Source organism: Caulobacter sp. FV1ye6ST, from assembly GCF_058681225.1.
This window is the reverse complement of sequence record NZ_CM178733.1, coordinates 4,052,382-4,068,648: the sequence shown is the minus strand read 5'-3', so window position 1 is coordinate 4,068,648 and position 16,267 is coordinate 4,052,382. Positions and strand designations below refer to the sequence as shown.

Annotated in this window: 17 protein-coding genes and 1 pseudogene; 12 read left to right on the top strand and 6 right to left on the bottom strand. The window is 68.1% G+C overall.

Going from position 1 to position 16,267, the window contains the following annotated elements:
• Positions 1–56 precede the first annotated feature (56 nt).
• From sciP to flhA, 7 genes are all read left to right on the top strand, one after another.
• Positions 57–338, top strand: a complete 282-nt coding sequence (sciP, locus tag ACW175_RS19330) for a CtrA inhibitor SciP (protein ID WP_099580735.1) — start codon at positions 57–59, stop codon at positions 336–338.
• A 281-nt stretch (positions 339–619) separates the two neighbouring features.
• Positions 620–2,281 (top strand): flagellar basal-body MS-ring/collar protein FliF, encoded by a 1,662-nt coding sequence (gene fliF / locus ACW175_RS19325; RefSeq protein WP_492101599.1) that lies wholly within the window; start codon positions 620–622, stop codon positions 2,279–2,281.
• Complete coding sequence (gene fliG / locus ACW175_RS19320) at positions 2,281–3,303, top strand: flagellar motor switch protein FliG (protein WP_099580731.1); 1,023 nt, start codon at positions 2,281–2,283, stop codon at positions 3,301–3,303. The genes fliF and fliG overlap by 1 nt, the downstream gene beginning before the upstream one ends.
• A 10-nt stretch (positions 3,304–3,313) precedes the next feature.
• Positions 3,314–3,952 carry a FliH/SctL family protein gene (locus ACW175_RS19315; protein WP_492101598.1) on the top strand — a complete coding sequence of 213 codons (639 nt, stop codon included), beginning with the start codon at positions 3,314–3,316 and terminating at the stop codon, positions 3,950–3,952.
• A 15-nt stretch (positions 3,953–3,967) separates the two neighbouring features.
• Positions 3,968–4,300: a flagellar motor switch protein FliN gene (fliN, locus tag ACW175_RS19310; RefSeq protein WP_099580726.1), complete on the top strand. Its 333-nt coding sequence runs from the start codon at positions 3,968–3,970 to the stop codon at positions 4,298–4,300.
• 30 nt (positions 4,301–4,330) lie between these two features.
• Positions 4,331–5,698 carry a sigma-54-dependent transcriptional regulator FlbD gene (gene flbD / locus ACW175_RS19305; protein WP_492101597.1) on the top strand — a complete coding sequence of 456 codons (1,368 nt, stop codon included), beginning with the start codon at positions 4,331–4,333 and terminating at the stop codon, positions 5,696–5,698.
• A 136-nt stretch (positions 5,699–5,834) separates the two neighbouring features.
• Positions 5,835–7,943 carry a flagellar biosynthesis protein FlhA gene (gene flhA / locus ACW175_RS19300; RefSeq protein ID WP_492101596.1) on the top strand — a complete coding sequence of 703 codons (2,109 nt, stop codon included), beginning with the start codon at positions 5,835–5,837 and terminating at the stop codon, positions 7,941–7,943.
• A gap of 65 nt (positions 7,944–8,008) precedes the next feature.
• Here the strand turns inward: flhA and ACW175_RS19295 are convergent.
• Both ACW175_RS19295 and ACW175_RS19290 read right to left on the bottom strand, forming a co-directional pair.
• Positions 8,009–8,149: pseudogene (locus ACW175_RS19295) on the bottom strand (hypothetical protein); the annotation flags it as partial.
• Between the two features lie 42 nt (positions 8,150–8,191).
• Positions 8,192–9,511 carry an oxygenase MpaB family protein gene (locus ACW175_RS19290; RefSeq protein ID WP_492101595.1) on the bottom strand — a complete coding sequence of 440 codons (1,320 nt, stop codon included), beginning with the start codon at positions 9,509–9,511 and terminating at the stop codon, positions 8,192–8,194.
• Between the two features lie 123 nt (positions 9,512–9,634).
• On the opposite strand from ACW175_RS19290, the gene ACW175_RS19285 reads away from it, so the two are divergent.
• The 3 genes from ACW175_RS19285 (at position 9,635) to ACW175_RS19275 (ending at position 11,402) form a co-directional block, all read left to right on the top strand.
• Positions 9,635–10,270, top strand: a complete 636-nt coding sequence (locus ACW175_RS19285; RefSeq protein WP_492101594.1) for a TetR/AcrR family transcriptional regulator — start codon at positions 9,635–9,637, stop codon at positions 10,268–10,270.
• Positions 10,271–10,359: 89 nt separating this feature from the next.
• Positions 10,360–10,893 carry a hypothetical protein gene (locus ACW175_RS19280; protein ID WP_492101593.1) on the top strand — a complete coding sequence of 178 codons (534 nt, stop codon included), beginning with the start codon at positions 10,360–10,362 and terminating at the stop codon, positions 10,891–10,893.
• Between the two features lie 104 nt (positions 10,894–10,997).
• Positions 10,998–11,402 (top strand): DUF4282 domain-containing protein, encoded by a 405-nt coding sequence (locus tag ACW175_RS19275; RefSeq protein ID WP_492101592.1) that lies wholly within the window; start codon positions 10,998–11,000, stop codon positions 11,400–11,402.
• Between the two features lie 111 nt (positions 11,403–11,513).
• Here the strand turns inward: ACW175_RS19275 and ACW175_RS19270 are convergent, their stop codons facing one another.
• From ACW175_RS19270 to ACW175_RS19260, 3 genes are all read right to left on the bottom strand, one after another.
• The gene (locus ACW175_RS19270; protein ID WP_492101591.1) at positions 11,514–11,963 is read right to left on the bottom strand and encodes a MarR family winged helix-turn-helix transcriptional regulator; all 450 of its coding nucleotides are present in this window, start codon (positions 11,961–11,963) and stop codon (positions 11,514–11,516) included.
• A 10-nt stretch (positions 11,964–11,973) separates the two neighbouring features.
• Entirely contained in the window at positions 11,974–12,390 is a 417-nt protein-coding gene (locus tag ACW175_RS19265) for an organic hydroperoxide resistance protein (RefSeq protein ID WP_492101590.1), read from the bottom strand.
• Positions 12,391–12,496: 106 nt separating this feature from the next.
• Entirely contained in the window at positions 12,497–13,198 is a 702-nt protein-coding gene (locus ACW175_RS19260) for a DnaJ domain-containing protein (protein ID WP_492101589.1), read from the bottom strand.
• Between the two features lie 117 nt (positions 13,199–13,315).
• Here ACW175_RS19260 and pdxH point away from each other — a divergent pair, with 117 nt between their 5' ends.
• Positions 13,316–13,984 carry a pyridoxamine 5'-phosphate oxidase gene (gene pdxH, locus ACW175_RS19255; protein ID WP_492105003.1) on the top strand — a complete coding sequence of 223 codons (669 nt, stop codon included), beginning with the start codon at positions 13,316–13,318 and terminating at the stop codon, positions 13,982–13,984.
• An 18-nt stretch (positions 13,985–14,002) separates the two neighbouring features.
• Here the strand turns inward: pdxH and ACW175_RS19250 are convergent, their stop codons facing one another.
• Entirely contained in the window at positions 14,003–14,623 is a 621-nt protein-coding gene (locus ACW175_RS19250; protein ID WP_492101588.1) for a TetR/AcrR family transcriptional regulator, read from the bottom strand.
• Between the two features lie 144 nt (positions 14,624–14,767).
• On the opposite strand from ACW175_RS19250, the gene ACW175_RS19245 reads away from it, so the two are divergent.
• On the top strand, positions 14,768–16,267 hold the full coding sequence (locus tag ACW175_RS19245; RefSeq protein WP_492101587.1) for a bifunctional aminoglycoside phosphotransferase/ATP-binding protein: 1,500 nt from the start codon (positions 14,768–14,770) through the stop codon (positions 16,265–16,267).

The following is a 16,267-nucleotide window of genomic DNA, read 5'->3' as shown; positions in this document are numbered from 1 at the left end:
AGGCGGCGCCTATAGTGAGGCCTCAACAGTGATGGTTGTGGGAAAGGCGTAAAGCCATGTTGCAACAGCAGCGCACGAACAGCCGGGGTGAAAAGTACGTTATCGGTCCGACCGGTGCGCCTCTTACCCTGTCGGATTTGCCGCCGCCGGAAACCCAACGTTGGGTGATCCGTCGGAAGGCCGAGGTCGTGGCCGCCGTCCGCGGGGGTCTTCTCTCGCTCGACGAGGCCTGCGATCGCTACAAGCTGACGAACGATGAGTTCCTCAGCTGGCAGCAGTCGATCGACCGGCACGGCCTGGCGGGCCTGCGGACCACTCGGATCCAGCAGTACCGTTAAAGGTAGGCCGTTCGGCTAAAGGAGGTGCGTCAATGTCGACACCCCTTGCTACCTCGGAAAACCCCGCGGGCCTTGCGCCACAAGGGTTCGACGACGTTCAGCGGCCGCTCCCGAGAGGGGGCGGCCGCGACGTTTTGGCGCCGCCTCGCGGCCCGTCCCGACCCAAATATAAACGCCTCGTTTACCTTGTACTGGGTAAATCCTGCCTACCGACGGGCGGTTCTCGTTCGCCTTGTCGGTTCCTCCCTCGCGGAGGACCGTGGGATCAAGGGTGAGGCTTCGTGGAAAGCTTTCTGGGTTCGATCAAGCAGTTTGGCGTCGGCCGTCTGGCCGCGATGCTTGGCGTGGGCGCCGGCGTCGTCGCGGTTCTGGTGGCCCTCGTCATGTTCATGGGCAAGGAGCCCAATGAGCTGCTCTATTCGAACCTGGACCTGAAGGAAGCCTCCAGCGTCACCCAGGCGCTCGACCAGGCCGGCATCAAGTACGAGACCAAGGGCGACGGCTCGACGATCATGGTGGCGCGCGACAAGGTCGCCAGCGCCCGCCTGATGGTCGCCGGCAAGGGCCTCGTGAGCTCCGGCTCCATCGGCTACGAGATCTTCGACGGCAACAACGCGCTGGGGCAGACCGACTTCGTCCAGCAGTTGAACCGTCAACGCGCCCTGCAGGGCGAACTGGAACGCACGATCAAGGCCATGCAGGGCGTCAACAGCGTCCGCGTCCACCTGGTGCTGCCCAAGCGTCAATTGTTCGAGGAAGACGCCGAGCAACCGTCGGCCGCCGTCACCATCGGCATTGGCGCGCGCGAGCCGGGCTCGGAAATGGTCCGGGCCATTCAGAACCTGGTCTCCTCGTCGGTCCCGAACATGAAGGCCGAAAAGGTCACGGTCATCGACCAGCACGGCAAGACCCTGTCGGCTCCGAGCGACGACAGCCTGGCGGGCAAGGAAGCCGAGGATCGCCGCACCGAGGCCGAAGCCCGTATCGCCAAGACCGTCAAGGACATGATCGAAGGCGTGCTCGGCCCGGGCAAGGCTCGCGTCAACGTCACCGCCGACCTCGACCTGAACCGCGTCACCACCCAGGAAGAGAAGTTCGACCCGGACGGCCAGGTCGTCCGCTCGGAAAGCACCAACGAGCAGGGCAGCCAGGAAAGCAAGAACGACGACACCTCGGGGGTCACCGCGACCTCGAACGTCCCCGGGCAAGGCGGCGCCAACGGCTTCCAGCCGCTGGGTTCGAAGTCGAACGCCAACGAGAGCGTCACCAACTACGAGATCTCCAAGTCGGTCACCACGACCGTCCGTGAGCCAGGTACGATCAAGAAGGTCGCCGTGGCCGTGGCCATCGACGGGATCACCGCCCCTCCGGGCAAGGACGGCAAGCCGGGCGCCTACACCCCGCGCACCGCCCAGGAGATCGCGCAGATCGAGGAACTGGTGAAGACCGCCGTGGGCTTCGACGCTCAGCGCGGCGACCAGGTGAAGGTCACCAACATCAAGTTCCCGCAGCCCGAGGACCAGGGCCTTGAGAAGCAAGGCCTGCTGGCCGGCTTCGACAAGAACGACATCATGCGCTTCGCCGAGCTGGGCATCCTGAGCATCGTCGCTCTGCTGGTCCTGATGTTCGCGGTCCGCCCGTTCATCAAGAACCTGTCGACCCCCGCGCCGGGTCCGATGGCCCTGGCGGGCCCCGGCGGCGGCGCGCCGGTGACCCGCCTCGTCACCCTGTCGGATGGCACCCAGCAGCAGGTCGTGGTCGACCAGTCGGGCGAGCCGATCGCCATCGCGGGCCCGACCTCCGACATCGACTCGCGTATCGATATCGCCAAGATCGAAGGCCAGGTTAAGGCCTCGTCGATCAAGCGGGTCTCCGAGTTCGTCGAAAAGCATCCGGAAGAGTCGGTCGCGATCCTCCGTAACTGGCTGCACGAGTCGACCTGATGGCCATGAAAGCCGCCGTCACCGATATCAAGAACCTGTCGGGGCCGGAAAAGGCCGCGATCGTTCTGCTCGCCCTCGGTGAGGACCACACCAAGATCTGGGAAGCCCTGGACGACGAGGAGATCAAAGAGGTCTCCCAGGCCATGGCGGGCCTCGGCACGGTCTCGGCCAGCGTCGTCGAAGATCTGCTGGTCGAGTTCGTCTCGGGCATGAGCTCGACGGGCGCGATCATGGGCTCCTACGAACAGACCCAGCGCCTGCTGGCCTCGTTCATGCCGCAGGAAAAAGTCGACGCCCTGATGGAGGAGATCCGCGGTCCGGCGGGTCGCACCATGTGGGACAAGCTGGGCAACGTGAACGAGGCGGTGCTCGCCAACTACCTGAAGAACGAATACCCGCAGACCGTCGCGGTGGTGCTGTCCAAGGTGAAGAGTGACCACGCGGCCCGCGTGCTAGCCTGCCTGCCGGAAGACTTCGCCCTGGAATGCGTCACCCGTATGCTGCGGATGGAGCCGGTGCAGCGCGAGATCCTCGACAAGATCGAGATGACCCTGCGCACCGAATTCATGTCGAACCTGGCGCGCACGTCCAAGCGCGACAGCCACGAGATGATGGCCGAGATCTTCAACAACTTCGATCGCCAGACCGAAGCTCGCTTCATCGCGGCCCTGGAGGAGCGCAACCGCGAGGCGGCCGAGCGCATCCGGGCCCTGATGTTCGTGTTCGAAGACCTTTCGAAGCTGGACCCGGGCGGCATCCAGACCCTGCTGCGCGGCACGCCGAAGGAACAGCTGGGCCTGGCCCTGAAGGGCGCCTCGGACAAGCTGCGCGACATGTTCTTCTCGAACATGTCGGAGCGCGCCGCCAAGATCATGCGTGAGGACATGGAGAGCATGGGCCCCGTGCGCCTGAAGGATGTCGACGCCGCCCAGGTGGGCATGGTGCAGGTCGCCAAGGATCTGGCCGCCAAGGGCGAGATCATGCTGGCCGGCTCCGGCGGCGACGACGAGCTGATCTACTGAGGCGGATGGCATGAACGACACCCCTCACCGCAGGTTCGACTTCGGCACGGTCTTCGACGACCGTGGCGGCGTCGCCTACACCCCGCCCAAGGTGAAGAAGAACTTCACCCTCGAGGAGATCGAAGCGGCCAAGGCCCAGGCCTACCAGGAGGGCGAACGCTCGTCCGTGGCCCGCGCCGAGCAGGAAGCCGCCCACGCCCTGAACGAGGTGGCCCACGCCATCCGCGAGGCGTTCGGTTCGCTGACCCATGTGGCGCATGAGCACCGCGAAGGCGCGGCCATGCTGGCCCTGGCCTGCGCCCGCAAGATCGCCGACGCGGCCCTGCACCATTTCCCCGAGGCTCCGGTCTCCGCGGCGCTGGAGGCCCTGGCCCGCGAAGTCGAGGCTCAGCCGCGCATCTTCGTCCGGGTGTCGCCCGAGCTGGAAGAGCGCACGCAAGCCGCGCTGGAGCATGTGGCGACACAGATCGGCTTCCAGGGCCAGATCGTCGCCCGCGCCGACGGCGCCATGGCCCCCGCGGCCTTTACTTTCGACTGGGGGGAGGGCCGCGCGGCCTTCGATCCAGACGGCGCCGCCCAACGCGTCGCCGAAGCGCTGGAAGCGGCCATCGCCGCCGAAGGTCTCCACGCCGAACCCCTGTTCTCCTGAAAAGGCTGACCTAAGATGGCCGACGACAATCTCCCGCTCGACGAATTCGGAGGCAGCATGCTGGCCTCCGAAATGCCGGTCGAGCTCAGCGACAAGACCGCGTCGGACCTGGCGCCGGTCTTCGACGTCCCGGTCAACATCTCGGCGGTGCTGGGGCGCGCCCACATGTCGGTGGCTCAGCTGCTGCAGCTGAACCAGGGCTCGATCCTGGAGCTGGACCGTAAGGTCGGCGAGGCGATCGACATCTACGTCAACAACCGCCTGGTCGCCCGGGGCGAGGTCGTCGTCGTCGACGAGCGCCTGGGCGTGACCATGACGGAAATCATCAAGGACGGCGACCAGGGCTAACGCCCTGCCGTCCGTGAGGGAGTGTAGAAAATGCGGCTTCTGGTCGTCGGAAAACTGAACGGGCAGCTCTCGGTCGCCGTGAAGATGGCGATGAACGCGGGCGCGAAGGTCTCGCACGTCGAAACGACGGAGCAGGCGACCAACGCGCTGCGCGCCGGGCAGGGCGCCGACCTGCTGATGGTCGAGTACTCGCTGGATATCGCGGGCTTGATCGCGGCCAACGAGGCCGAGCGGATGCGGGTGCCGGTGGTGGCCTGCGGCGTCGACGCCGATCCGGCGCGCGCCGCCGCCGCCATCAAGGCCGGGGCCAAGGAGTTCATCCCGCTGCCGCCGGACGCCGAGCTGATCGCCGCCGTCCTGGCCGCGGTCACCGACGACGAAAAGCCGATGGTCGTCCGCGACCCGGCCATGGAGTCGGTCATCAAGCTGGCCGACCAGGTCGCCGCGTCCGAAGCCTCGATCCTGATCACCGGCGAAAGCGGTTCGGGTAAGGAGGTCATGGCCCGCTACGTCCACGGCAAGTCGCGCCGGGCCAAGGCGCCGTTCATCTCGGTCAACTGCGCCGCCATCCCCGAGAACCTGCTGGAAAGCGAGCTGTTCGGCCACGAGAAGGGGGCCTTCACCGGCGCCATGGCCCGCCGCATCGGCAAGTTCGAGGAAGCCGACGGCGGCACCCTGCTGCTGGACGAAATCAGCGAGATGGATGTCCGCCTGCAGGCCAAGCTGCTGCGCGCCATCCAGGAGCGCGAGATCGACCGGGTCGGCGGCTCGAAGCCGGTCAAGGTCAATATCCGCATCCTGGCCACCAGCAACCGCGACCTCGCCCAGTCCGTGAAGGACGGCATCTTCCGCGAAGACCTGCTCTACCGCCTGAACGTCGTGAACCTGCGCCTGCCGCCGCTGCGCGAGCGTCCCGGCGACGTGCTCAGCCTGTGCGAGTTCTTCGTGAAGAAGTATTCGGCCGCCAACGGCGTGCCCGAAAAACCGATCTCGGCCGAAGCCAAGCGCCGCCTGCTGGCCCACCGCTGGCCGGGCAACGTTCGCGAGCTGGAAAACGCCATGCACCGCGCGGTGCTGCTGTCGACCGGCGCCGAGATCGAGGAATTCGCCATCCGCCTGCCGGACGGCCAGCAACTGGCGCCCGCGCCGGACGTCGCGGTCGCCCGCGGCGCCCAGATGGCCGCCGACGCCGTCTCGCGCGCCTTCGTCGGTTCGACCGTCGCCGAGGTCGAGCAGAAGCTGATCATCGATACGCTGGAACACTGCCTGGGCAACCGCACCCACGCGGCCAACATCCTGGGCATCTCGATCCGCACCCTGCGCAACAAGCTCAAGGAATATGGCGACGCCGGCGTCTCCGTTCCGCCGCCGCAAGGCGGGGTCGGCGCCGCCGCTTAAGCCGCGACTCCATGGCTCGGCGCCGCGACCATCCGTCCGGCGCCGAACAGGACTAATTCTCGTTAAGGATATGGCGGCGGACCGCAAATCGCTCCAAGCGCTGGTCTAGCTTTCCATCCACGGTTCAAGGTTCCGCATGGCCGACGCCGCCGTTCCCAAGACCGCCAGTTCCATGCCCAGCGCCCGGTCGCTGCTGGATGGTTTCCTGCGCGGCGAAATGGGCCTGGCGCTGGGCGTCGTGGGCATCATCGTCCTGCTGATCCTGCCGGTTCCGCCGGTCCTGCTGGACATGCTGCTGGCCATCTCGGTGACCGGCTCGGTGCTGATCCTGATGACCGCGATCCTGATCAAGCGGCCGCTGGAATTCACCTCGTTCCCGACCGTCCTGCTGGTCTCGACCCTGTATCGCCTGGGCCTGAACGTCGCCTCGACCCGCCTGATCCTCGGCCACGGCCAGGAAGGCACCGGCGGGGCCGGCGCGGTCATCGAGGCCTTCGGCCACCTGATGATGCAGGGCAACTTCGTCATCGGCGTGATCGTCTTCATCATCCTGGTGGTGGTGAACTTCATGGTCGTCACCAAGGGTTCGGGCCGGATCGCCGAAGTCGCCGCCCGCTTCACCCTGGACTCGATGCCCGGCAAGCAGATGGCGATCGACGCCGACCTGTCGACCGGCCTGATCGACCAGGACGGCGCCAAGCTGCGCCGCAAGGAACTGGAACAGGAAAGCACGTTCTTCGGCGCCATGGACGGCGCCAGCAAGTTCGTGAAGGGCGACGCGATCGCCGGCCTGATCATCACCGGCATCAATGTCGTCGGCGGCATCATCATCGGCGTGGTGCAGCACAAGCTGCCGATCGACCAGGCCGCCTCGACCTACACCATCATGACCATCGGCGACGGCCTGGTCAGCCAGATCCCGGCCCTGATCATCTCGATCGCCGCCGGTATGGTGGTGTCGAAGGCCGGCGTCGAAGGCTCGGCCGACAAGGCCCTCACGACCCAGCTGGCCATGAACCCGGCGGGCCTGGGCATGGTCTCGGCCTCGGCCGGCATCATCGCCCTGATCCCGGGCATGCCGATCATCCCGTTCGCGGTGCTGTCGCTGGGCGCCGGGGCCCTGGCCTACAAGCGCATCCAGGACGCCAAGAAGCCCAAGCCCATCGATCCGTCGCTGCTTGAGGCCGCCGCCGGGCCGACCGAGGCCGAGGAAGAGCCGATCAGCGCCTCGCTGGCCATCGACGACGTCAAGATCGAGCTGGGCTACGGCCTGCTGACCCTGATCAACGACCTGGACGGCCGCAAGCTGACCGACCAGATCCGCGCCCTGCGCAAGACCCTGGCCGGCGAGTTCGGCTTCGTCATGCCGCCGGTGCGGATCCTCGACAACATGCGCCTGGCCAACCAGGGCTACGCCATCCGCATCAAGGAAATGGAAGCCGGCGCCGGCGAAGTGCGCCTGGGCAGCCTGATGGCCATGGACCCGCGCGGCGGCCAGGTCGAGCTGCCCGGCGAGCATGTGCGCGAGCCCGCCTTCGGCCTGCCGGCCACCTGGATCGCCGACGACTTGCGCGAGGAAGCCACCTTCCGCGGCTACACGGTCGTCGACCCGGCCACGGTGCTGACCACGCACCTGACCGAGATCCTCAAGGAGAACATGGCCGACCTGCTGTCCTACGCCGAGGTGCAGAAGCTCCTGAAGGAGCTGCCCGAGTCGCAGAAGAAGCTGGTCGACGACCTGATCCCGGGCACCGCCACCGCCGCCACGGTGCAGCGCGTGCTGCAGTCGCTGCTGCGCGAGCGGGTCTCGATCCGCGACCTGCCGCAGATCCTGGAAGGCATCGGCGAGGCCGCGCCGCACACCGCCTCGGTCACCCTGCTGGTCGAGCAGGTGCGCGCCCGCCTGTCGCGCCAGCTATGCTGGGCCAATCGCGGCGACGACGGCGCCCTGCCGATCATCACCCTGTCGGCCGACTGGGAGCAGGCCTTCGCCGAAGCCCTGATCGGTCCCGGCGACGATAAGCAGCTGGCCCTGCCGCCCTCGCGCCTGCAGGACTTCATCCGCGGCGTCCGCGACGCCTTCGAGCGCGCCGCCCTGGCCGGCGAGCACGCCGTGCTGCTGACCAGCCCCGGCGTCCGTCCCTATGTCCGCTCGATCATCGAACGCTTCCGCGGCCAGACCGTGGTGATGAGCCAGAACGAAATCCACCCCCGCGCGCGGCTGAAGACGGTAGGGATGGTTTAGGGATCCTGGTCATCGCCCGGGGGCTGCTTTCGACCCGAGGAGGACCCTAGAAAACCTCTCCTTTAGGGAGAGGGAGGGGCCCGCCGCGAAGCGGTGGGAGGGTGAGGGGTTACGAGGTTTGACGGCGTGCCGGCACTCCGTCGAGCGCTGTAACCCCTCACCCCAGCCCTCTCCCTATGGGAGAGGGAGCAGGGTCCGACAGCCACCCATCACCGCCTCGCGAAACGTCGGCTTGGCCTTCCCCCGCCTCAAGCCGCTTTCGCCGCCGCGCCAGGCGCCGGGCGGTACGTCTCCGCGTCGCTCGTGAACTCCGCGTGGCCATACCGCGCCAGTTGGCGTTTGAGCTTGCCGACCAGCCGGGCGTCCGCCAGGTCGCTCACGACCGGGACGTTGCGCGCCAGGCGGTAGGCCAGCAGCTGGCTGGTCACCAGCAGCGCCACCACGCCGAACATCATGAAGTCGCGGGGACCGATCTCGACGCCCATGCGCCTGGCCGCCGCGACGTCGCCGTTCATAAAGTTGCGCAGGAAGAACACCTTGGAGAACCGGCGCTCGACCTTGTCGAACAGGCGGTTCTCGGGGCGCTCGTCCGGCGGCAGGTAGACGTTCAGCGTGGCGCGGACCAGCTCGCCACAGGTGGCGTCGTCGAAGCCGGCGCGTAAGGATCCGCTGCGGGCGTTCATGGTGTCGACCACGCCTTGCGGGGTGTCGGCCAGCAGGTCCTCGGGCAGGCCCAGCAGGAAGCAGCGGTAGCGGGCCAGCTCGACCCGGGCGCGCTCGTCGGCGGTGAAGGTCTTCCGACCCTGGGCGACGATCTTGTAGCTCATCAGGAAGATCGGGATCAGGCCGGCAGGCATCTGGTCGACCTGCGGGATCGGAATCCCGTAGACGCCGACGTCCCAGCGGTCCGAGCGCTTCAGGGCGTTGAACCGCACCATCGAGTGCATCAGCCGCACCATGGCGGCGGCCTTGAAGCCGGCCCCGTGGCGCTCCAGCGAGCCCGGCAGCAGGGTGGTGGTGAAGAAGGTCGCCGTCTCGTTGACCCGGCGGGCGGCCGTGTCGTTCGACAGGGTTCCGGTCAGGGCCATCGGCAGGGCGGCGTACTTGTTCATGAAGGTGGCGATGAACGCGCCCCGGATCGCGAAAGGCCCCAGATTGGCGGCGGCGTTGCGGTCCAGCCGCTGGCCCTCGCGCACCAGGTCCATGTCGACCCAGGCCGGCGTGGCCTCCATGTCGGCGATGAAGGCGGCCAGTTCCGGCGGCGCGTCGGGCACGGCGGCGACGCCTTGGTCGCAGGCCTTGGTCAGCATGGCGATCAGCGGTCGAAAGCCGTACTGGGGCATCAGGGCCGCATAGGCGTCGGCCACGACATCGCCCAGCAGGGTGTAGGCCTTGATCAGGGCGACCTTGTCCGGATCGAGCTTACGCAGGCGCGGCGCGACGCTGGCTTTCGGATCGTCGGTGAAGCGTTCCGGCGTGGCGTCGAAGTCTACGTCGCCATACAGCGCGGGCAGGGCGGTCTTCTGCGACGCGACCTTGGCGCGGACCTTTTCGAGGGCGGCGTTCATCGGATCTCCTGGCGTAGCGGACCCTTGGCGGATCCTCGTCCCGGCTTCTAGGTTAGGCTCCACGGACCCTCGCGCTACTCGCCTTGTCCGCAAGGCCGGCGCTTCCTGGAGGCCAGGCGGCAAGTGACTGAAAAGACGAGGCGAACGCCGCGCCAGCCGCGTTCCGAGGCGACGGTCGAGGCGATTCTGGAAGCGGCCTTTCAACTTCTCGAGTTGGGCGGGGTCGAGGCCCTGACCACCAACCACATCGCCGAGCGGGCCGGGGTCAGCGTCGGCACGCTGTACCAGTATTTCGCGGGCAAGCAGGCGATCCTCGCGGCCCTGGCCCAGCGCCAGGCCGCCGCCGCCCGCGACCGCATCGCTCAGATCGTCATCGCCAATTCCGCCGTGGAGAGACCCGAGCTGGGCGCGGTGCGCCTGATCGTCCGCACCCTGGCCACGGCCTTCGAGGGCTCGCCCGCCACGCGCCGCGCGTTGCTGGACGCCCTGACCCTGGCTGGCGGCGACGAGGTGGTCATGCATCATCATCTTCGCTTCTTCGATGCGATCGCCGGCAACACCGTCTTCGGCTTTCCGCTGTCGCCCGAGGCCGGCTTCGTCCTGACCCATGCGGTGGTCGGCCTGCTGCGCGCGGCCACCGCCGAGGCCGAGCTGGCGCTGGATCCCGCACGGCTGGAGGACGAATTGGTGCGGCTGATGGAGGCCTATATCGGGGCCCTGGTCATGGCGCCCCGCGGCGACGGCGACGCGCGAGGGTAGAAGATCGAGTCGACTCGCCGACGGAACCGCGTCCGCGAGGTCACGTTGTTTTCGGCAAGGGAGGGGCCCTTTCGACGGAGAGAGTGACCATGACCAACAAGATCGCCCTGCTCGCCGCCGCCGCGTCCCTGACGTTCGCCGGCGCGGCTTTCGCCCAGAGCACCACCACCACGACGACCCCGAGCGCCACCGCCCCGGCTTCGCCGACCACCGGCGCCATGCCGCCGGCCTCGACCGCCATGCCGGCGCCGACCCAGTCGACAACCACCATGACGCCGGCTCAGAGCACGACCACCACGATGACGCCGTCGGGTTCGACGACGACTCAGACCACCACGCCGCCGTCGGCCAACCCGGCTGACGCCGCGGGGACGCCGACCTCGGCCAGCGTCGCCAGCTTCAAGGTCGGCTCCGCCGTGAAGGACGCCAGCGGCGTCTCGGTCGGCCAGATCACCGGCACCAGCACGGGCGCCGACGGCTCGACCAACGTGATCGTCGCCAATGGCGGCGTGAAGTTCGCCTTGCCGGCCAACAGCCTCAGCGCGGGCGCCGATGGCAGCGTCTCGACCACGGCCACCAAGGCTCAGATCGACGCCACGGTCGCGGGCGCCAAGCCGCAGTAATGCGACATCAGGTCTAGACTGATACAACCGCGAGCCCGCCCGGCATTGCCGAGCGGGCTTCGCACTGCTAGCGATGCAGGCTTATCGGGGCGTTTCTCGCCGATTTGGGGTTCCGTATGCCTCCGGCCAATAAGACTAAGCGTGGGTCGAATTCACTGCTCTGGGATCTTCTGACGTTCGATCGTCTGGTGACCGGGCCGGTGATTCACTTCATCTATTGGGCGGGCCTTGGTGTCGTGGCCCTGTTCGGCTTCTCGGTCGTCGGCGCCGCCGTCGGCTTGGCGCTGAAGGAGCCGGGCGTCGGCTCGCTGCTGCTGGCTTTCCCGGTGCTGATCGCCGGCCTGCTGGTCGCGGGCGCGCTGGTGCTGCTGTGGCGCGCTTTCTGCGAGTTCTACGTCGCCATCTTCCGGATCAGCGAGGACCTGCGGGCCCTGCGCCAGACCAGCGACGCCGACCACGCCGCCATCCGCGCCCGGCAGGCGGCGCAGCCGCCGCGTTCTCAGGTTTAAGTCAGGCGGCGCGGCCGCCGCGTTCTCAGGTTTAAGGCAGGCGGCGCGGCCGCCGCGTTCTCAGGTTTAAGTCAGGCGGCGCGGCCGCCGCGTTCTCAGGTTTAAAAGCTTCTATTTAGCGACGGTCTTCAGCTGTTCGCGCAGCACGCCCATCGTCTCCAGTGGCATGTCGAGCGCGCAGAACAGTTTCTCCGGGATGGAGGCCGCCTGATCGCGCAGCGCGTGGCCCTTGTCGGTCAGCGCCACGATGACGCGCCGCTCGTCTTCCGGATCCCGGGTGCGCATGACCAGGCCGCCGGCCTCCAGGCGCTTGAGCAGCGGGGTCAGGGTGCTGGAATCGAGGTCCAGGGCGTCGCCCAGGGCCCCGACGGTCCGGGGACTGGCCTCCCACAGCACCAGCATCGCCAGATACTGCGGATAGGTCAGTCCCAGGGCGTCCAGCATGGGCCGGTAGAGCCGCGTCATCCGGTTGGCCGCGCCGTAGAGGGCGAAGCACAGCTGGTTCTCGAGGCGCAGGACCTCGATCGGACCATCGGACGGCGCGGACTTCTGCTGGGTCATGGGACCTGACTTAGGCGGCCTTCACGGTGATGGCCACGTCGACATTGCCACGGGTGGCGTTCGAATAGGGGCAGACTTGGTGGGCGGTCGCAACCAGCGCCTCGGCGTCGGCCTGGCTCAGACCCTGGATTTCGACGTCCAGTGCGACTTCCAGCTTGAAGCCGACCTCTTGCGTGGCCAGGCCAACCTGGCCGGTCACGGTCGAGCCGGCCAGCGCGATCTTCTGGGTGCGGGCGACGTGGGCCATGGCGCTCTGGAAGCAGGCGGCGTAGCCGGCGGCGAACAGCTGCTCGGGGTTCGTGCCGGTTTCCTTGCCGCCCAGGGCCTTGGGCATCGACAGCTGGACGTCCAGCAGGCCGTCCTCGCTGCGGGCGTGGCCGTCACGGCCGCCAACGACAGTGGCGCGGGTGGTGTAGAGCGTGGTCATGGGAGCCTCCTTGGCTTGGAATGATGTGAACGATTTAATCGTGCACTATGTAATTGCAAGAGCTTCACGCTAAAAAAGATCGTGTGCGATTATTCTTGTGTGAAGCCTAAGCCGCCCAGGCCGCCGCGAAGCGCTTGAGCAGAGAGCGCGCCGGGCTTTCGCCGCGCGTCTCGGCCGCTTCCAGGCGTAGGAACAGATCCCCGGCCTTGTGCGCCGCGCGGGCGGGCAGGCCCTGGCCGGGCAGGCGGACAAGGCCGCGGGCGGCGGCTTTGGTCGAGATCCAGGCCGGGCGGGGGCCCAGCGGGGTGTCGGCGTCGACGCGACCGCCCTCGGCCAGCACGCGCGGATCGACCTTGCCGGTCAGCCAGATGTCGTCGCCGCGCACCAGGGCCCCGGCCTGGGCGCGCAGGCGGACCTCGAACAGCACGCCCTCGACCCGGACCCTGTCGCCCTCGCGCAGGCCGGCGGGCAGCTTCAGCCGCAGGCGGCGGCCGTCGATGGCCAGCTCCTCGGCGCCGCCGCTGACGGCGGTGGCGATGTCGATCTCCAGGAACACGCGGTCGGCGATCGGGATCGGCTGGGCCACGGCCGGCGGAAAGTTGTGCTGAACGACCGGCGTGTCCTGCAGCAGGCGGTAGGCCGCCAGCACGTCGCGGAACAGGGCCGCGTCGCCGGTCGGGCGGTCGGGATGGGCCCGCTTGGCGGCCTCACGATAGGCCATGCGCAGTTCGCGCTCGTCCGCGTTCGGACCGACACCCAGCAGGGCGCGAGCAGCCGAAAGCGTCAGGGCGGGCGTACGGGTCGTCATGGTCCGACCCTGGCGCCGGATGGTCAACGGCGGGTTAAGTTAAGACTTTAGAGGTCAGGTCCCCAAAGGACTTGCCCTGATGTGGCTCTCGACCGCGCCAGGCTCTATATCGAAGGCATGAGCGCTGACCCGACCTTGATCCCCGCCTCGCCCAGCGAGGACGACTATGTCCGCCAGGTGACCGAGGCGACGCCGCCGCCCCTGCTGTCGGAAGAGGATCCGTTCGCCCTGTTCGCCGAGTGGCTGGAGGAGGCGGGCAAGAAAGAGCCGAACGACCCCAACGCCATGACCGTCTCGACCGTCGACGCCGACGGCATGCCGGACTCGCGGATGGTGCTGCTGAAGGACGTCGATGCGCGCGGCTTCGTCTTCTACACCAACACCCAGAGCGCCAAGGGGGTGGAGCTGAACGCCCATCCCAAGGCGGCCCTGCTGTTCCACTGGAAGTCCCTGCGCCGCCAGGTGCGGATCCGCGGGGTGGTCGAGCCGGTCAGCGAGGCCGAGGCCGACGCCTATTTCGCCAGCCGCGCCCGCCACAGCCAACTGGGCGCCTGGGCCAGCGACCAGTCGCGCCCGCTGCCCGACCGCTTGGCCCTGGAAAAGCGGGTCGCCGAGATGGGCCTGAAGTTCGGCCTCTCCAAGGTTCCGCGCCCGCCGCACTGGTCAGGCTACCGCATCATCCCGGTCACCCTAGAGTTCTGGCGCGACCGGCCGTTCCGCCTGCACGAGCGGCTGGTGTTCGACCGCGCGGCCGGGGGCTGGACGACGAAGCGGCTGTTTCCGTAAAGGAACGCCCGCTCCGGGTCACCTTACGCCATAGCGCGCCAGGAACGTCTCGACCGCGTCCTGGGCGAGCGCTGTGACTGGCCGCCGCGACAGCACTTCGTCGCCGGCCGTGATGCCCAGGACCAGGGTGGCGTGGTCGAGCAGGCCCAGCAGTTGGCCGGCGGCCCAGGAGGCCTTCTCGACCTTGATCTCGCCGGTCCTGGTCAGGTCGTTGATCACCGAGATCGCCGCCCCGCCCAGTTCGTCGCGGGCGCTCTGCAGGAAATATTCGGCCACGTCCTCGAAGCGGCGGCGCTCGGCCGTGACCATGCGGAACATGGCGCGGGTGTCGGCGCGCGACAGGAAGGTGGCGTAGGCGATGGCCAGAGCGGTCAGCCGCGCACGGGCGTCGCCCTTCACCCGGACCGCCTCGCGCACCGGCGCGCCGACGCTGCTGACCGTCTCCAGCACGATCGCCTTGAACAGGTCGGCCTTGCTGGGGAAATAGGCATAGAGCGTGGCGGTCGAGACCCCGGCCGCGCGGGCGACTACCTCCATGCCAGTGTCGGCATAGCCTTCCTTGAGGAAGAGGAATCGGGCGGAGGCGAGGATCTCCTCGCGCTTGTGTCCAGACCGCTTCAGACCCGCGCCGACAAGCATGTGAAACTCGCACCTGATGACTTCGATGCAATCTAACCGCGAAAATGAAGACTCGGCAAGGCTTGCGCGAGAGGACGCGGGCGCGCGTTTGGGCTATGCAGCCTCGGCGCCGGTGTTCGGGCGCGACGAGATGGGAAACCGGGCGTGATCAAGGACGCGGAAGCCGCGCGCGAACAGGAAGTGGCGGCCTGGTTTGGCGACCGGGCGGAAAGCACGATCGAGACCTCGTGCGCCCGGGTGTTCCTGATCGATGGCTCGGCCTTCAAGGTGAAGCGCCCGGTCGATTTCGGCTTTCTGGACTACTCGACCCTGGAGCTGCGGCGCTGGGCGCTGGAGCGTGAGCTGAGCTTCAACCGCGCCGCCGCGCCGGACATCTATCGCGAAGTCCGCCAGCTGAACCGCACCGCCGACGGCGGGCTGGAGATCGACGGCGAGGGCGAGATCGTCGAGTACCTGCTGGAGATGCGCCGCTTCGACCAGAATGGCGTGCTGGCGACCCAGCCCTGGGCGATCGACGACGCGCTCGAGGATTCGCTGGGCCGCACCGTGGCCCGCTTCCACGCCGGCGCGAGCCTGCGCCCGCGAGGCGGCGGCGTCTTGGCCCTGGGCTATACGATCCGCTCCAACGCCAACCTGCTGCGGGGTCTCTCCGCGCGGCTGGGCAAGCAGGCCGTCGAGCGCCTGGTGCAAGAGACCGATATCGCCCTGGAACGCCTGGGCCCGCTGCTGGACGGCCGCGCCGCCGAGGGCTTCGCCCGCCACTGCCATGGCGACCTGCACCTGGGGAACATCCTGATCGAGAACGGCCAGCCGATCCTGTTCGACTGCATCGAGTTCAACGACACCCTGTCCGATATCGACGTGCAGTACGACCTGGCCTTCCTGCTGATGGACCTGGATTTCCGCCGTCGCCGCGACGCCGCCGGCCGGGTGCTGAACGCCTATCTGGACGAGGCCGCCCGAACGTTCGGCGAGGGGCTGTGGACGGGCCTTGCGGCCCTGCCGTTGATGCTGTCCGTGCGCGCCGCCGTGCGCACCCACGTCTGGGCCTATACCGGCGACGACGAGGCCGCACGGGCCTATCTGAACACGGCGCTCGAGCACCTGGCGCCCAAGCCGGTGAGCCTGGTGGCGGCCGGCGGCCTATCGGGCTCGGGCAAGTCGACCTTCTCGCGAGTCTGCGCGCCGGGCCTGGGCTCCGCGCCGGGGGCCGTGGTCCTGCGCACCGATGAGATCCGCAAGCGCCTGTGGGGCGTGCCTTCGCTGCAGCGCCTGCCGCGCGAGGCCTATACGCCGGAGATGAGCGCCAAGGTCTACGACCAGCTGTTCCACGATGCCGAGCTGTGCCTTAAGGCCCGCCGTTCGGTGGTGCTGGACGCGGTGTTCCTGAAATCCGAGGAGCGCGCCCGCGCCGAGGCCCTGGCCAAGCGCTGCGACGTCGGCTTCCTGGGCGTCTGGCTGGAGGCGCCAGCGGAAGTGCTGCGCGCGCGCGTGGCGGCCCGCGTCAACGACGCCTCGGACGCCGATGTGGCGGTGCTGGAAAACCAGCTGACCCGCGAGACGGGCGAGATCACCTGGCGCAAGGTCGACACGGTCAACGCCTTCGAGGACGAGGCCCGGGCGCTGGCGGAGACAATGGGGTAG

Excerpts from the sequence above, each read along its gene's own strand:
- sciP (WP_099580735.1), top strand. The coding sequence starts at position 57 with ATGTTGCAACAGCAGCGCACGAACAGCCGGGGTGAAAAGTACGTTATC.
- fliG (WP_099580731.1), top strand. The coding sequence starts at position 2,281 with ATGGCCATGAAAGCCGCCGTCACCGATATCAAGAACCTGTCGGGGCCG.
- ACW175_RS19315 (WP_492101598.1), top strand. The coding sequence starts at position 3,314 with ATGAACGACACCCCTCACCGCAGGTTCGACTTCGGCACGGTCTTCGAC.
- fliN (WP_099580726.1), top strand. The coding sequence starts at position 3,968 with ATGGCCGACGACAATCTCCCGCTCGACGAATTCGGAGGCAGCATGCTG.
- flbD (WP_492101597.1), top strand. The coding sequence starts at position 4,331 with ATGCGGCTTCTGGTCGTCGGAAAACTGAACGGGCAGCTCTCGGTCGCC.
- flhA (WP_492101596.1), top strand. The coding sequence starts at position 5,835 with ATGGCCGACGCCGCCGTTCCCAAGACCGCCAGTTCCATGCCCAGCGCC.
- ACW175_RS19290 (WP_492101595.1), bottom strand. The coding sequence starts at position 9,511 with ATGAACGCCGCCCTCGAAAAGGTCCGCGCCAAGGTCGCGTCGCAGAAG.
- ACW175_RS19280 (WP_492101593.1), top strand. The coding sequence starts at position 10,360 with ATGACCAACAAGATCGCCCTGCTCGCCGCCGCCGCGTCCCTGACGTTC.
- ACW175_RS19270 (WP_492101591.1), bottom strand. The coding sequence starts at position 11,963 with ATGACCCAGCAGAAGTCCGCGCCGTCCGATGGTCCGATCGAGGTCCTG.
- ACW175_RS19265 (WP_492101590.1), bottom strand. The coding sequence starts at position 12,390 with ATGACCACGCTCTACACCACCCGCGCCACTGTCGTTGGCGGCCGTGAC.
- ACW175_RS19260 (WP_492101589.1), bottom strand. The coding sequence starts at position 13,198 with ATGACGACCCGTACGCCCGCCCTGACGCTTTCGGCTGCTCGCGCCCTG.
- pdxH (WP_492105003.1), top strand. The coding sequence starts at position 13,316 with ATGAGCGCTGACCCGACCTTGATCCCCGCCTCGCCCAGCGAGGACGAC.
- ACW175_RS19250 (WP_492101588.1), bottom strand. The coding sequence starts at position 14,623 with ATGCTTGTCGGCGCGGGTCTGAAGCGGTCTGGACACAAGCGCGAGGAG.